Raw genomic sequence first — 14220 nt, 5'->3', positions numbered from 1 at the left:
CCTCCCACTTACAGCGGATTTACTCGAGAAAAAGGGTTACCTTTCCCATTGAACGGCCGCTGCGCAGGCACTCGATCGCCTCAAGTGCGGAGGAAAATGGGAAAACATGACCGACGTGTGGCGCCGGCAAATTGAGACTTGCACAGCTGGTCAACAGTGCATCAAATAAAGCCTGCTCCTGCCACAGCCAGATCAGGTTGAACGCCAGCACGGATTTGTTACTGCTGATCATATCCATCGCATCGTAGCGCGGGCGCTTCAGGTACAGCCACGCCGCTTTCAGCCAGTTCGGCCTGTCGCCCGGGGTAAATTCCGCCGCGCCAAACACGACCAGGCGCCCGGTTGGCGCCAGCGCCGCGAACGAGTACTTCTGGATTTCACCCCCAATCCCATCCAGTACCAGGTGCAGTGGCCGCCCGGCGAGCTGTGCCTGTAACTGCGCAGCAAAATCCTGGCCGCGCACAATCACCTCAGCAAAGCCCTGCTCGGCGAGGAACTGCTTTTTACCTTCCGAACCGACGGTGCCGATGGGCACCCCGCCCAGTTTTTTCACCATGCGCATGGCCTGCAGGCCGACACCGCCGGCAGCGCTCTGGATCAGCACCAGCTGTCCCGGTTTGAGTGCGCCCAGTTCCGTCAATGCGTAATAGGCGGTGAGGCTCTGCGCGGGAAAGGCTGCGGCCTCGGCAAAACTCCAGCCATCCGGAATTGTCCGGCAGTGCTGCGGCAGCACATCCACGCTGGTGGCATAGCCACCGAAACGGGTACAACCGTAGACGCGGTTGCCCACCTTGAGATCAGTGTCGGCCGCCGCGCCGAGTTCCACCACCACACCCGAGAATTCGAGCCCGGGCACAAAGCTGCCCTCGGGCGTTGCGGAATACAGCCCGGTCAGCGCAAAGATGTCCGCGAAATTAAGCCCCACGGACTTCACCTCAATGCGGATTTTTTCCAGGGCCAGTGCGGCGAGCGGCTCTTCGACCCGCTTCAGGTTACTGATGGCCCCGGCTTTTTGTGTGCGCCAAACGGTACGATGTTTTTGCATGGTTTATTCTGGGCTGTGGTTCGAGGCTGCACACTATAGTGATTCACACGGATCTAGCCAAAGCACCGTTTTGCGAAACAATGCCAACAGCCATTATCAAAAACCGGCTTTTACCAGCAGTGCCATGCCGGAAAGTGCCAGCAGAAGTCGGCAGGCCAGCAGGAACACGCGCTCGTCGAGATAGTGCTGGAGGCGGTAGCCGAGAAAGACACCAAGATAGGCCACCGGCGACAGCACCAGTGCCGTCAACAGCAGCTCGCGGCTCCACATATCCGCCAGGGTATAGGGCACCAGCTTGGCCAGGTTCATCACCCCGAATACCACCCCGGCGGTGGCCAGCCAGGACAGCTTGGGCAGGCCGCGGCCGATCAGGTACATATTGAGCGGCGGGCCACCGGCGTGAATCAGGGTGCTGGTGGCACCGGAGGTGGCACCCCACAGCCAGGCGCTGCCGGGCAGGCGGGCCGCAAGCGGGGCAAGCTTTTGCCAGAAGGCGAACAGCAGGCTTAACAGCCCGAGGGAAAGGGTCAGCACCAGCGGGGACACCCAGCTGAGCAGCCAGCCGCCGAGCGCGATGCCCACCATGGCGGCGGGCAGCAGCCGGCGCAATTCCGCGGGATCGCGGTGCTGCCAGTAGTAGGCGATGGTGCGCAGATCCATCACCAGCAGGATCGGCAGCATCAGTGCCACCGCCGCCTCCACTGGAATGACCAGCGCCAGCAATGGCACCGCGACCACCCCGGCACCGCCGGCAAAGCCGGATTTCGAGATACCGGTCAGGAGCACGCCGAGTATGGCGAGCGTCCAGAACAGGGGGCTGTGGCTCGGAACATCCATAGCCGGGCCGCGCTAGCCGCGCTGTTCCACCTGACGCGGCAGGTCGAACCACAGCGCGGTCACCCCGCCCGCCCCTGCACGCACTGTCAGCGGCTCGTCCAGTGCACCGAGGCCGTCGCCGCCGCCCAGTGCCTGCCCATTGGCCTCAAGCCCGCCTTCGATGATGTGCAGGTAGCCAACACCGTCGGTAGTGTTCAGGGTTTCGGTTTCACCGGCGTGCAGCTGCAGCCGGTACAGGCTTGTATCCTGATGCACGGTCAGCGATCCATCGCGCCCGTCGGCGGTCACCAGCGGCGTAAGGCTGCCCACCTGCGGGATCGCTTTCTGCTCGTAACCTGGTGGCAGGTTGCGCTGGTTCGGGATGACCCAGATCTGCAGAAACTTCAGCGGCTCGGTTTTTGAGTGGTTGTACTCTGAGTGGGTGACGCCGGTACCGGCGGTCATGCGCTGCACCTCCCCGGCCGGCACCACGAATTCATTGCCCATGCTGTCTTTGTGGGCGATGGCTCCCGCAAGCACGTAGGAGATGATTTCCATATCCCGATGGCCATGGGTGCCGAAGCCCGCTCCCGGCGCCACGGTATCGTCGTTGATCACCCGCAGCGCGGAAATGCCCATGTGCTTGGGGTCGTAGTAGTGCCCGAAAGAAAACGTATGGCGGGAATCGAGCCAGCCGAAATCTGCCTTGCCGCGTTCGTCGGCGCGCCGTAGATAGAGCATGTTGCCGTCCTCGCTTTGGATTGGATGGCGCTACTATACGAAGGGTATGAGAAGGGAAAAATCGAATTTATTGGGATAAATCGTTCGATAACAGGACTGCGACCGGCCAGCCCCGCCACACGTGGAGGGGCTGACCGATCAACGGCGGATGGAATGCTTAGCCTTCCGCGCTCTGCAATGATCCGGCGACGGCCTGCACTTCCGCCATAACCCGCATCAGGTTGCCACTCCAGAGCTTGCTGATCTGCTCCTCGGTGTAGTTACGCTTCAGCAGCTCGCGGGTAACCGCGGCCGTTTCCGAGGCGTCGTTCCAGCCGGAGACACCGCCGCCACCATCGAAGTCGGAACTGATGCCCACGTGGTCGATGCCGATTTTCTGCACCAGGTAATCAATGTGATCGACAAAGTCCTGCACATTCACCGGCGGCACCAGCGGATCCACTTCCCGTTTCACAAGGGGCGCAACTTCTGCACGCAGCTGCATGAATTCCGCGTAATACGCATCCTGGGCAGCGTGATCGAGTGCTCGCACCTGATCCCTCTCCATCATCTGGAACCCGGTCTTCTGCCCTTCCCGGGCCATGACCGCGAATGCCTTTTCTTTCCAGGTTTCGTACTTGCCGGTATTCAGGTAGGAAGCAAATGCCACCGTCTGTACCACACCACCGTTCTCCTTGATCGCCAGCAGCTCTTCATCGTCCAAATTGCGGCTGACATCATTCATCGCCCTGGCCGAAGAGTGTGAGGCGATCACTGGTGCCTTGGTCAGCTGCAGGGTTTGCATGTTGGCTTTTTTGGACGGGTGCGACAGGTCGATGATGATCCCCACCCGGTTCATTTCCGCGACCAGCTGCCGGCCGAGGTCGCTGAGGCCATCGTGCAGCCACACGCCATCACTTTCACCGGTATTGGAGTCAGCAAACTGGCTGTGGCCATTGTGCGAGAGCGACATATAACGCGCACCGCGATTGTAGAAGTCCTGCACCAGGCTCAGATCCGTACCGAGTGGATAGGCATTCTCCACCCCAATCAAGGCAGCGAGCTTGCCTTCGCCGATCAGTGCCTCTACTTCTTCTGGCGTTGTTGCGAGACCAATGCGATCCGGGGCAATGTCCTCGACCAGGCGATGCACCGCATCAAACTTGGCAAGCGCATTTTCCAGCGCCGCGGCGTAACCGGCTTCAGTCAGCTCGCCCTGCCCGGTGTAGATACTGAACCAGACGGCATCCAACCCACCCTGTTCCAGCTTGTTCAGGTCAACCTGCGTTGGCAGATTCTGGGTGTAGTTTTTTTCCGCAGTAAAATAACCCACATCCAGATCCACGTGGGTATCCATGGTCAGCAGGCGCCTGTGCAGCGTTTCTACATCTTCCTCTACCACGTTCTCGACTGCGGCACGCTCGCCGGCCGATGCTGCTTCTGCAGGCTCTTTGACTTCCGGGCTGCAACCCGCGACCAGTGCACCCGCAATGCAGAGCGCCAGATGAAATTTTTTAATCATGAATCCCCCGGTGTGAATTACTGAGTAATCCGTATGTATGGCTGGTGTCTTTTCCCGGTCGCGGGGTAATCCGGTAACACTTTGATTCTCGGCGATGGGGACATGGCTTAGTAAAGCAAAATGTGTACCACCCAAATTTCACTCACCGGCGTCTCAAACTCGAATTAACCGGCAAAAAAAGCCCCGGCAGACTGCCGGGGCTTGCGATCTTCAGGGTTTGTTTTCAGCGATAAAGCGATCCATTTGCTGCTCCAGCATCGACAGCGGCAGGGCACCGTTTGCCAGCAGGGAATCATGGAATTTGCGGATATCGAATTGATCGCCCAGTGCCTCCTCGGCTTTCGCGCGCAATTCGCGAATTTTGATTTCGCCCATCTTGTAAGACAGTGCCTGGCCCGGCCAGGAGATGTAGCGATCCACTTCCGCGCGCACATTGGCCATGGAGAGCGAGGTATTGTCGGCAAGGAAATCCAGCGCCTGCTGACGGCTCCAGCCCTGGGAGTGAATGCCGGTATCAATCACCAGGCGGCAGGCGCGCCACATTTCATAACTCAGGCGGCCAAACTGCTGGTAGGCAGTTTCATACACCCCCATCTCAACGCCGAGTCGTTCGGAGTAGAGCCCCCAGCCTTCACCATATGCACTGAGATACAGGTTGCGACGAAAATCGGGCACATTTTCCAGTTCTTGTGACAGCGCAACTTGCAAGTGGTGGCCAGGAACCGACTCGTGCAGGGTCAGCGCCACCAGTTCGTACAGCGGACGCTGGTCAAGGGCATAAGTGTTCACCCAGTAGGCGCCGCCGCGGGTACCGCCGATTGCAGCGTGGTTATAGGACGCCGTTGTATAGTTGGGGGCGATTTCATCAGGCACCGGTACCACGCCGTAAGGCAGGCGCGGCAGTTTTCCGAAGAATTCCGGCAGGCGGTAATCGATACGCTTGGCAACGTAGGAAGCTTCCTTAAGCAGATCCTTTGGCGTCTTTGCATAAAACTGGGGGTCAGTACGCAGGAATTCAGTGAATTCTTCAAAGCTGCCGTTAAACCCGGACTCCTTGATCAGCGCATCCATTTCCGCGCGGATACGTTTTACTTCCGCGAGGCCCGTTTTGTGAATCTCGTCCGGATCCATGTCCAGTGTGACATAGGTGCGGATCGCGTGGCGGTAATACGCCTCGCCGCCCGGCAGTGCTTCCGCCTCGAGAGTGTCGGTAGCCGCCCTTAGATAATCGCCTTCGAGAAAAGTGGCCACGCGAGCAAAGGCAGGGATTGCATAGTCCTCGATTGCCTGCCGCCCCTGCTGCTGCAGACGTGCTTTATCCGCTGCGGAGAAGGTATCCGGCAGCGTTTTGAATGGCTCGTAGAGGCTGCTCTTGGTGGGGTCATCGTAAACCTGCGCACGCACCGTGGGCGCAATGCCCTCGACCACGATTTTCGGCAGCACAAAGCCATCTCTTATGCCCACGCGCATATTCGCGAGGTTCTCGTCGAAGTAGCGGCTGAAATCCTTGATACGGGCAATATAGTCTTCGTAGTCCGAGATCCCGGGCATAGACAGCCCACTGCTCGCATCCAGCGCCGAACTCCAGAAACTGTAGAAAGTGTTCATCGGGATCCGCTCGAGGAACAGTTCGTTACTCTCGATGGAGTTTTCCAGCACCCAGCTCAGCAGCTCGTGGTTGACGCGCTGCGCTGGCGTAAGTGCCGATGCATCGATTTTCTGCAAGCGCGCAAGCAGGGCCTGCTCGGCTTTCAATCGGCGGGCACGATCCTGCTGGGCGACGCCGGGCAGGCGGTCGTTGAAGCCCTTCTCGCCCATGCGTCCCGCAGTGATGGGGTCTTCACGCAGGCTGTACTGCCAGTGATCGTCGATGACCTGCTGCAGCGCCTCCGCGGCCGTTGCGGCCCAGGTTGATGGGGCAAACAGTGTTGCCAGGAGCGCTATAACGGGGATAAACCGCAGCGGGTTTGCCAGGGTACTGCCGGACATGAGGGAAATCTCCGAGGTTCTTTTGCTTTGCCGGCAACCATACCACGGAGATGTAAATTTGCGACGCCAGGGTAACCCAAAGTTAATACGACCGATCGCCATAGGGAGAGAGACTCCCTCAACAGTCAAAAGTCCTGTGCGCAGTGACCAGATCAGAGGCAGATCCTGTACAGAAGAATTTGCCTGCCGCGATCACACAATACTCTTGATCAGCCCGCCCTCGGCCTTGATGCTGGCACCGTTGATCGCGGCACTCAGTGGGGAGGCGATAAACGCAACCACTGCGGCAATTTCCTCTGGTTTGATAAACCGCTGCAGCAGCGAATCCGGCTCAGTCTCCTGGAAAAACTCCGATACAAACTGCGCTTCTGTTTTGCCCTGCCCGGCCGCACTGTCTTTCAGCCACTGGTTCACACCTTCAGTGAGGGTCGGCCCGGGCAGCACTGAATTCACTGTGATATTGGTTCCTGTGCCCTTGGTAAGATTGGCCATGCCGCGGCCAATCACGATCTGCGCACCTTTGGTCATCGAGTAGTGCACCATGCTCTCGAGGCCGCGCATACCGGCCTCGCTGGCGATATTGATGATGCGCGCAAAATCCTGCTTGAGCATTTTCGGGAAAAAATAGCGGCTCAGGCGCACGGTGCTCAGTACATTCACATCGAAAAATTGACGCCACTCTTCGTCACTGATTTCAGCAAAGGGTTTTGGGTTAAATATCCCCATGTTGTTGATCAATACATCGAGTTGTCCATGGCTTTCAATTTCACGACATATTCTTTCGCTGTCCTCGGCGGCGGACAGATCACCATCCACCGCAATTACATCACCCAGGCTTGCCATGTCTTTCGCAACCTGATCGGTGCCCGAGCGGCCATTGATGATTACTCTTGCGCCTTCTTTTAACAATGATTCGGCAATGGCGCGTCCGATCCCTTTGGTTGAACCGCTGACAAACACGAGTTTTCCGTCAAGTTGCAAATCCATCACCACACTCCGAAGGTAAATTTTGTCGGGCTAAGCGTAGTTTGGACACGCCAGGTGTTGGGAAAAAATTTGTTGGAAAAACTGCCCGACAGCGATATTGCCTCGCTCGTTTTTCCCCGATACGTATCCTCAACACAACTTTTGTTCTGCGGATCTACACTGTAAGGCGAAGCTAATGCAGGAAGCGGCTGCGACAAGGAGATTTCGTCGTGTATTTGAATTGTTTCTCACGGGCATGGTGGCGGAAAATGTACTGGAAGGGCGGCATCGCACTGATGGCGTCTCTATTCTCGCTGACCACACAGGCCACCGAGGGCGGCATCGGCTACTACGTACCCGGCACCACCGCCACCCTCATTGACCGCGTGCCGGTACAGACCGGCTGGGTATTCGAACCCATGTATATGAATTACAGCGGCGACCTCAGCGCCACGGTAGACGTACCCATTGCCGGCCTGGTCACGGCGGGTATCGATGTGAGGATTAATGCGTTCGTGCCCGGTGCCCTGTATACCTTTGAGAATACAGTGCTCGGGGCAAAATATACCGCGGGCGCTTACCTTTCCTGGACGGATGTGGATGTCCGCGGCAGAGTGATCAGCCCGCTCGGCTCAATCAGCCGCAGTGAATCGGAATCTGGCCTCGGCGACACCACGCTATTGCCCGTGATGCTTGCCTGGGTGGATGGTAACTGGCAGTACAACGCACTACTGCCGATCCGAGCGCCAACTGGAGAATACGAGACCGGACGCCTGGCGAACCCCGGCCTCAACTACTGGTCGGTCGATCCGACGTTCGGTATTTCTTATGCCAATTTGGAGAGCGGTTTCAACGCCACCTTCTTCGGCGGGCTGACCATCAACGATGAGAACGACGATACCGACTATCGCAGCGGGCGCATGTTGCATTTCGATGCCAGCCTGCAACAGATGATAAAGGCCGGTAGTGGATTCATGACGGTTGGGGTGAGTGCCTTTTTGGGTAACCAGATCAGCGATGACAAAAATCAGGGTCGGTTGGTTGGGCCTTTCCAGACCAAGACCGCCGGTATCGGTCCGGCCATCGGTTACCTGTTGCCAATGGGCAAAGACAATATCGTGGTGGAATTTCGCTGGCTGCCGCAGCTCGACACCAAGAACACCACTGAGGGTGACTACTACTGGCTGAAGTTTGTCTATCAGTTGGGAACCGGCAAAAAATAATTTGCCTCACCCTGGTTTGCAGAAGGCCGCCGCATACAGGGCGGCTTTTTTTGTACTCGGACAAGCATTTAATTACCCCTCCGTCGCACCACATGCATTGACTTGTGGCCCCGGCAAATGGCATTACTTGTGCAATACATTCCGGGGAATAAAAAAGGGGATGCCGGTGGAAAATATTTGCGTTGCTGCGGTACAGATGGTCAGCGGTGACAGTGTCACCGAGAATCTGGCGAGCGCACACCGCCTGTTACGGCAAGCCGCCGAAAGCGGTGCCCAGCTGGTGTTACTGCCGGAAAACTTTGCCCACCTGTCGGATCGCGGCAGCTATTCAGCGGCCGAGACCTTTGCGGGCGATGCAACAGCGCTACCTGATCGACAGCCGATCCAGCACGCGCTGATGACCTGGACCGCAGAACTGGGCATCTGGCTTGCTGCCGGCGCGGTGCCACTGCTGGACAGGCCTGACGGTACCGCGGTGTCGGATCGCCGCAGCCGCTCAGCGTTCCTGCTGTACGATGAGCGCGGCTCCCTGCAAGCGCGCTACGACAAGATCCACCTGTTCGATGTGGACGTCGCCGATGCGGCCGGTCGCTACCGGGAGTCCGCGAGTATCGAGCCCGGCGAGCAACCGCTCACTGCAGCGACCCCCTGGGCAGAACTCGGGCTCAGCATATGCTTTGACCTGCGTTTCCCGGAACTCTACCGGCAGCTGGCCCAAGACGGCGCGGAGATACTGATGGTACCCGCAGCCTTTACCCACACCACCGGGCAGGCGCACTGGATGACGCTGCTGCGGGCACGCGCAATTGAGAATGGCTGCTATGTTATAGCGGCAAACCAGGGCGGGCAGCACTCAGACAAGAGGCGTACCTGGGGCCATTCCGCCATCATCGATCCCTGGGGGGAAGTGCTTGCGGAAGCTGGCGAAGGGGAAGGTGTCATTACCGCCGAACTTGAAGGCGACAAACTCACCAGGATACGCCAGGCGATGCCGCTGCTATCCATGCGCAGGCTGAAATGAAAAAGGCCACCCGATGGGTGGCCTTTTTACTGGCAGTGGAAGCGGGTATTACGCCTGTTCCACAGTCTGCTCGATGCGCCCGAAGATGGACTGACCATTGCCGTCCAGCATCTCGATCGCAATCTTGTCACCAAACTGCATGAACGCCGTGCTCGGCTTGCCGTCCTGGATGGTCTCGATCATGCGGATCTCGGCAATACAACTGTAACCAACGCCACCTTCCGCCACCGGCTTGCCGGGGCCACCGTCGAGCTTGTTGGACACGGTTCCGGAACCGATGATGGTGCCGGCACCCAGCGGGCGGGTTTTGGCCGCGTGGGCAATCAGCTGACCGAAGTGGAAGGTCATGTCGATGCCCGCATTCGGCTCACCGAATTTCTCACCATTCAACTCGGATACCAGCGGCAGGTGCAGCTTGCCCGCCTGCCAGTGCTCGCCCAGCTGTTCCGGGGTAACGCACACCGGGGAGAAGGCGCTGGACGGCTTGGACTGGTAGAAGCCGAAGCCCTTGGCCAGCTCGTTCGGGATCAGGCCGCGCAAGGAAACGTCATTCACCAGCATTACCAGGCGGATGTACTGCAGCGCATCTTCGGCGGAAACACCCATGGGGACGTCGTCGGTAATTACCGCGATTTCCGCTTCAAAGTCGATCCCGAAGCCTTCGCTCTGGGGCATTTTTACCGGCTCGCGGGGCGCCAGGAAGGTGTCAGAGCCACCCTGGTACATCAGCGGATCGGTCCAGAAGCTCTCCGGCATTTCCGCGTTGCGTGCCTTGCGCACCAGCTCGACATGGTTGACGTAAGCACTGCCGTCCGCCCAGTGGTAGGCGCGCGGCAGCGGCGAGTGACATTGGGTCTGATCGAAGGCTTCGCCCGCGATTTCACCGCTGTTGAGTTTTGCGTGCAGGTCTTCCAGCTGGGCGGACTTTTCCGCCCAGTTGTCCAATGCATTCTGCAGCGTCGGTGCGATTTCAGCCGCAGATGCCATGCGCGTGAGGTCATCGCTGACCACCACAAGATGGCCATCGCGGCCGGATTTCAGGCTGGCTAACTTCACTGTGCCTTCCTCTTACTCAATTCAGGATCCGCTGAGGACTCAGGGATCCAAGGGTTTGAATTCTTGGTCGCCGTGCATCCACGCCGCGTGGCGCGGTGCCTTCTTGGTGCGCGCCCACTCTTCCAGCATGTCTTCGGCCACTCGCTTGAGTTCCTTGTGCATGCCCGGCTTTGCCGTGTTCGCGGCCAGCTCGATGCGGTGCCCATTGGGATCGAAGAAGTAGATGGATTTGAAAATGGTGTGGTCGGTTGGGCCGAGCACATCAATTCCTGCATCTTCAAGCTTCTGCTTCATCGCCAGCAGCTCGTCCATGCTCTCCACTTCCAGCGCTATGTGCTGCACCCACTGCGGGGTGTTTTCATCACGGCCCATATCCGGAGAGTTGGGCAGCTCGAAAAACGCCAGTACGTTGCCCTGCCCTGCATCGAGAAATACATGCATGTAGGGATCCGGTGCCCCGGTAGAGGGCACCTTGTCTTCGGCGATGGCGAGCTGGAACTCCATGCCGAGGAGGTCGCGGTAAAACTCCACGGTCTCCTTGGCGTCGCGGCAGCGATAGGCCACGTGGTGAATACGTTGAATTGCCATTGCAGGCCTCCAGAGTGCTGCCGATCAGGCCGCGTCTTCTTTGCCTTTGCCGCCAATCACACCGCGCTGCAGCTGGTCGCGCTCGATGGACTCGAACAGGGCCTTGAAGTTGCCTTCACCGAAGCCTTCGTCTTGCTTGCGCTGGATGAACTCGAAGAACACCGGTCCCAGCATGTTGGCAGAGAAAATCTGCAGCAGCAGGCGCGGCTGGCCGCCTTCGGTGGTGCCATCCAGCAGGATGCCGCGGGACTTCAGCTCAGCGGTAGGCTCGCCGTGGCCCGGCAGGCGCTCTTCCAGCATTTCATAATAGGTTTCGGGCGGCGGGGTCATGAACTGCATGCCCTGCGCTTTCAGGCGATCCCAGCAGGCAACGAGGTCGTCACAGGCAAACGCGATGTGCTGGATACCCTCGCCGTTGTACTTCATCAGGAACTCTTCGATCTGGCCACCGCCACCGGCGGCCTCTTCGTTCAGCGGGATACGGATCTTGCCATCCGGTGCGGTCATCGCCTTGGACAGCAGGCCGGTGTACTCGCCCTTGATGTCGAAGTAGCGGATCTCGCGGAAATTGAACAGGTCTTCGTAGTACTTGGCCCAGTAGTCCATGCGGCCGCGATACACGTTGTGGGTCAGGTGATCCAGGGTATGGAAACCGCAACCTTCCGGGTGTTTGTCGACGCCTTCCAGCCAGTGGAAGTCGATGTCGTAGATGGTTTCACCTTCTTTGTAACGGTCAATCAGGTACAGGGTGGCGCCGCCAATGCCCTTGATCGCCGGCAGGCGCAGTTCCATCGGGCCGGTTTTGACTTCTACCGGTTGCGCGCCCTTCTTGATCGCTTCGTTGTATGCCAGGGTGGCGTCTTTCACGCGGAATGCCAGGCCACAGGCGGAGGGGCCGTGCTCGCGGGCGTAGTAGTCGGCGTGGCTGCCCGGCTCGTAGTTGGTAATGAAGTTGATGTCACCCTGACGCCACAGCTCAACGTCTTTGGTGCGATGACGGGCTACCTTGGTGAAGCCCATGGCCTCGAATACAGTCTCCAGAATACCCTTCTCCGGTGCAGTGAACTCTACGAATTCAAAGCCATCCAGACCCATCGGGTTTTCAAATAAATCGGCCATGTGGTCCTCCGTTATCTCTCTCGTTGCGCCGCGCTCGCGCGGCGGTGTCGGACTATTAGTTTCAGGTGCAACGAATTTAGTTGCACGTGAAACTAATGTCAAGACCCGGGGAGTTGCGAAACTGAGAGTGAACATTCAGTCACTCTTACTGATTGCGGCAGCCTCCCCTACTACGGAGTCAATATAAGGTCGGGTATCCGGCCTCGGTTGCGGCCATGGAAAGACGGGGGCGAAATATATCGCACGAATTATCGGGGCCTTGGGTGTCGCCGTGGCCAGAAGAAATACGCACTCGAAATCCATATATGGCGGAAACCGACACTACACGCCCGAACGTAACCTGCACGGAGCCAAGCCTTTAATTCGAGAGTGAGCGGGCGGGATACAGATGGATCTTCCCAAATCGATAGGCGATAGCGGGAAGTTCGGGGGGAGCTTGATTGAACTAATTGAATACTGGGGTCGACACTTCAAAAACGCGTGAATCCGTCACTATCCTTGCGCAATCCCTTGCACAGACATCTTCAAAGTACCGACTCCGCTATTCCCTCTTCAAGCCATTGGCACTGCACGCAGTGAAGGCGCGCAGTGCCGCTTGAGGCACCTTTCGTTCACTTTTCTACGAAGGCCCGCTCGATGACGTATTCGCGGGGCACACCTGCGCGAGTTTCCTTGAAGCCCCACTCGTCCAGAATCTTGGTGAGATCTTTCAACATCGCCGGTGAGCCACACAACATAAACCGGTCTTCCTCGACGTTTGGCTGGGGGAGCTCCAGATCCTTGAAGATCTTGCCGGAAAGCATCAAGTCCGTGAGACGACCATTATTGCGATAGGCCTCGCGGGTTACCGTTGGGTAATAGCGCAGCCCTTCGCGAACCATTTCTCCGAAATATTCGTGCTCTGGCAGCTCCTTTTCGATGTAGTCCTGATAAGCCAGCTCAGACTTATACCGCACGCCGTGCGTGAGGATCACCTGATCAAAACGTTCGTAGACGGCGGGATCCTTGATAATACTCATAAATGGAGCGAGGCCTGTGCCCGTAGACAGCAGCCACAGGCGCTTTCCTGGCAGCAGGTGATCCGCCACCAAAGTACCCGTCGGCTTGCGGCTGACGTAAATTTCGTCGCCCGGTTTAATTTTCTGAAGTTGTGAGGTCAGAGGGCCATCCGGCACTTTGATACTGAAAAATTCCAGTTCATCTTCGTAATTGGCGCTGGCAATCGAGTACGCACGCAATAGCGGGCGACCATTGTCCTGTTGCAGTCCAATCATGGTGAAATGGCCATTCTCAAAGCGGAAGCCAGGGTCGCGACTGGTCTTGAAGCTGAACAGGGTCTCATTCCAATGGTGCACTTCCAGCACTGTTTCCTTATTCAAGTTCGACATATCAATAAAACCGCTTATTCCTAACCTTTTTGATGGATGAATTTTAGCTCCGCCACAAGTATTGGGAAAACGGGATATTTAGATATTACTTATCGATTTTATGGATCAGTATGGATTCTGAATTGGCCCTCGCCGAGCTGGAGACTGAATTCGCGCTGTAATCCAGAAGTAGGACGCGAACAATGCTCCTGATGGATTTATCAGATTTACCCACAGAAGCTATGGATAGCCTTGTGGATAACACTGGGGTATTTGCAGTTAAACGTGTAATCACTGCACCTCACTAAAGTGGACGAAAATGACTCAATAAAGTTCGACGCCAAGACTCTAAAACCGAGTGGATAAAAATTTCTTTCCCGCTTCGGATTTTTTCATTTGGCCACTTGTAACTAGTACGAGAGACTGATTTTCCGAGCTTTTCCACCGTTATCCACAGGCGGCTTACTCACAGAAACACTGGACAGAGCTGGGGATAAGTCCGGGATATTGTCTGTGGCGGGCGTGGTTGCTGGGTTTGGGAAAGCGATTAAAAAAGCGTCGCTAGAAGTGTGCCGGGAAATCGTTAGCGGGGTGTAAAAGGACGGCTCTAGTACCGTTGTTTTGTGGGTAACTTTTGTGTTGCTTTGAGGTTATCCAGGATCGCACAGAGTACTGTGGATAGTGATGGAAATGTGGCACAGGCATGCGCCCAACGAAAAAAGCCCTGACCGCGTTAGCGATCAGGGCTTTTGGAATAAAACCTGACGATGACCTACTCTCACATGGGG

Annotated in this window: 12 protein-coding genes; 2 read left to right on the top strand and 10 right to left on the bottom strand. The window is 57.4% G+C overall.

Annotated features, from left to right (window positions below; all coding sequences use genetic code 11):
• Positions 1–19: 19 nt before the first annotated feature.
• The 6 genes from ACNKU7_RS16540 to ACNKU7_RS16515 form a co-directional block, all read right to left on the bottom strand.
• Positions 20–1045: a zinc-binding dehydrogenase gene (locus ACNKU7_RS16540; RefSeq protein WP_418298114.1), complete on the bottom strand. Its 1026-nt coding sequence runs from the start codon at positions 1043–1045 to the stop codon at positions 20–22.
• A gap of 96 nt (positions 1046–1141) precedes the next feature.
• Complete coding sequence (locus tag ACNKU7_RS16535) at positions 1142–1882, bottom strand: sulfite exporter TauE/SafE family protein (protein ID WP_418298113.1); 741 nt, start codon at positions 1880–1882, stop codon at positions 1142–1144.
• A gap of 12 nt (positions 1883–1894) precedes the next feature.
• The gene (locus tag ACNKU7_RS16530) at positions 1895–2602 is read right to left on the bottom strand and encodes a pirin family protein (RefSeq protein WP_418298112.1); all 708 of its coding nucleotides are present in this window, start codon (positions 2600–2602) and stop codon (positions 1895–1897) included.
• Positions 2603–2759: 157 nt separating this feature from the next.
• The gene (locus tag ACNKU7_RS16525; protein ID WP_418298111.1) at positions 2760–4103 is read right to left on the bottom strand and encodes a dipeptidase; all 1344 of its coding nucleotides are present in this window, start codon (positions 4101–4103) and stop codon (positions 2760–2762) included.
• 210 nt (positions 4104–4313) lie between these two features.
• The gene (locus tag ACNKU7_RS16520) at positions 4314–6092 is read right to left on the bottom strand and encodes a DUF885 domain-containing protein (RefSeq protein WP_418298110.1); all 1779 of its coding nucleotides are present in this window, start codon (positions 6090–6092) and stop codon (positions 4314–4316) included.
• A gap of 192 nt (positions 6093–6284) precedes the next feature.
• Positions 6285–7079, bottom strand: a complete 795-nt coding sequence (locus ACNKU7_RS16515) for an SDR family NAD(P)-dependent oxidoreductase (protein ID WP_418298109.1) — start codon at positions 7077–7079, stop codon at positions 6285–6287.
• Positions 7080–7327: 248 nt separating this feature from the next.
• On the opposite strand from ACNKU7_RS16515, the gene ACNKU7_RS16510 reads away from it, so the two are divergent.
• Positions 7328–8281, top strand: a complete 954-nt coding sequence (locus tag ACNKU7_RS16510) for a SphA family protein (RefSeq protein WP_418298108.1) — start codon at positions 7328–7330, stop codon at positions 8279–8281.
• Positions 8282–8447: 166 nt separating this feature from the next.
• Positions 8448–9302, top strand: coding sequence for a carbon-nitrogen hydrolase family protein (locus tag ACNKU7_RS16505; RefSeq protein ID WP_418298107.1), 855 nt, complete (start codon positions 8448–8450; stop codon positions 9300–9302).
• A gap of 48 nt (positions 9303–9350) precedes the next feature.
• On the opposite strand, the gene ACNKU7_RS16500 is transcribed toward ACNKU7_RS16505, so the two are convergent.
• From ACNKU7_RS16500 to ACNKU7_RS16485, 4 genes are all read right to left on the bottom strand, one after another.
• On the bottom strand, positions 9351–10358 hold the full coding sequence (locus ACNKU7_RS16500) for a fumarylacetoacetate hydrolase family protein (RefSeq protein ID WP_418298106.1): 1008 nt from the start codon (positions 10356–10358) through the stop codon (positions 9351–9353).
• 39 nt (positions 10359–10397) lie between these two features.
• The gene (locus ACNKU7_RS16495; protein ID WP_418298105.1) at positions 10398–10946 is read right to left on the bottom strand and encodes a VOC family protein; all 549 of its coding nucleotides are present in this window, start codon (positions 10944–10946) and stop codon (positions 10398–10400) included.
• Positions 10947–10970: 24 nt separating this feature from the next.
• Positions 10971–12065 (bottom strand): 4-hydroxyphenylpyruvate dioxygenase, encoded by a 1095-nt coding sequence (hppD, locus tag ACNKU7_RS16490; protein WP_418298104.1) that lies wholly within the window; start codon positions 12063–12065, stop codon positions 10971–10973.
• Positions 12066–12676: 611 nt separating this feature from the next.
• The gene (locus tag ACNKU7_RS16485) at positions 12677–13453 is read right to left on the bottom strand and encodes a ferredoxin--NADP reductase (protein WP_418298103.1); all 777 of its coding nucleotides are present in this window, start codon (positions 13451–13453) and stop codon (positions 12677–12679) included.
• Positions 13454–14220 lie beyond the last annotated feature (767 nt).

This window comes from Microbulbifer weihaiensis (assembly GCF_048323715.1).
In the GTDB taxonomy this organism is placed as follows: Bacteria; Pseudomonadota; Gammaproteobacteria; order Pseudomonadales; family Cellvibrionaceae; genus Microbulbifer.
The sequence above is the reverse complement of the archived record's forward strand: the minus strand, read 5'-3'. Positions and strand labels throughout refer to the sequence as shown.

What these genes read in the sequence shown, in the direction of transcription:
- ACNKU7_RS16535 (WP_418298113.1), bottom strand. Translation starts at nt 1,882, where the DNA reads ATGGATGTTCCGAGCCACAGCCCCCTGTTCTGGACGCTCGCCATACTC.
- ACNKU7_RS16510 (WP_418298108.1), top strand. Translation starts at nt 7,328, where the DNA reads ATGTACTGGAAGGGCGGCATCGCACTGATGGCGTCTCTATTCTCGCTG.
- ACNKU7_RS16520 (WP_418298110.1), bottom strand. Translation starts at nt 6,092, where the DNA reads ATGTCCGGCAGTACCCTGGCAAACCCGCTGCGGTTTATCCCCGTTATA.
- hppD (WP_418298104.1), bottom strand. Translation starts at nt 12,065, where the DNA reads ATGGCCGATTTATTTGAAAACCCGATGGGTCTGGATGGCTTTGAATTC.
- ACNKU7_RS16495 (WP_418298105.1), bottom strand. Translation starts at nt 10,946, where the DNA reads ATGGCAATTCAACGTATTCACCACGTGGCCTATCGCTGCCGCGACGCC.
- ACNKU7_RS16525 (WP_418298111.1), bottom strand. Translation starts at nt 4,103, where the DNA reads ATGATTAAAAAATTTCATCTGGCGCTCTGCATTGCGGGTGCACTGGTC.
- ACNKU7_RS16515 (WP_418298109.1), bottom strand. Translation starts at nt 7,079, where the DNA reads ATGGATTTGCAACTTGACGGAAAACTCGTGTTTGTCAGCGGTTCAACC.
- ACNKU7_RS16485 (WP_418298103.1), bottom strand. Translation starts at nt 13,453, where the DNA reads ATGTCGAACTTGAATAAGGAAACAGTGCTGGAAGTGCACCATTGGAAT.
- ACNKU7_RS16530 (WP_418298112.1), bottom strand. Translation starts at nt 2,602, where the DNA reads ATGCTCTATCTACGGCGCGCCGACGAACGCGGCAAGGCAGATTTCGGC.
- ACNKU7_RS16540 (WP_418298114.1), bottom strand. Translation starts at nt 1,045, where the DNA reads ATGCAAAAACATCGTACCGTTTGGCGCACACAAAAAGCCGGGGCCATC.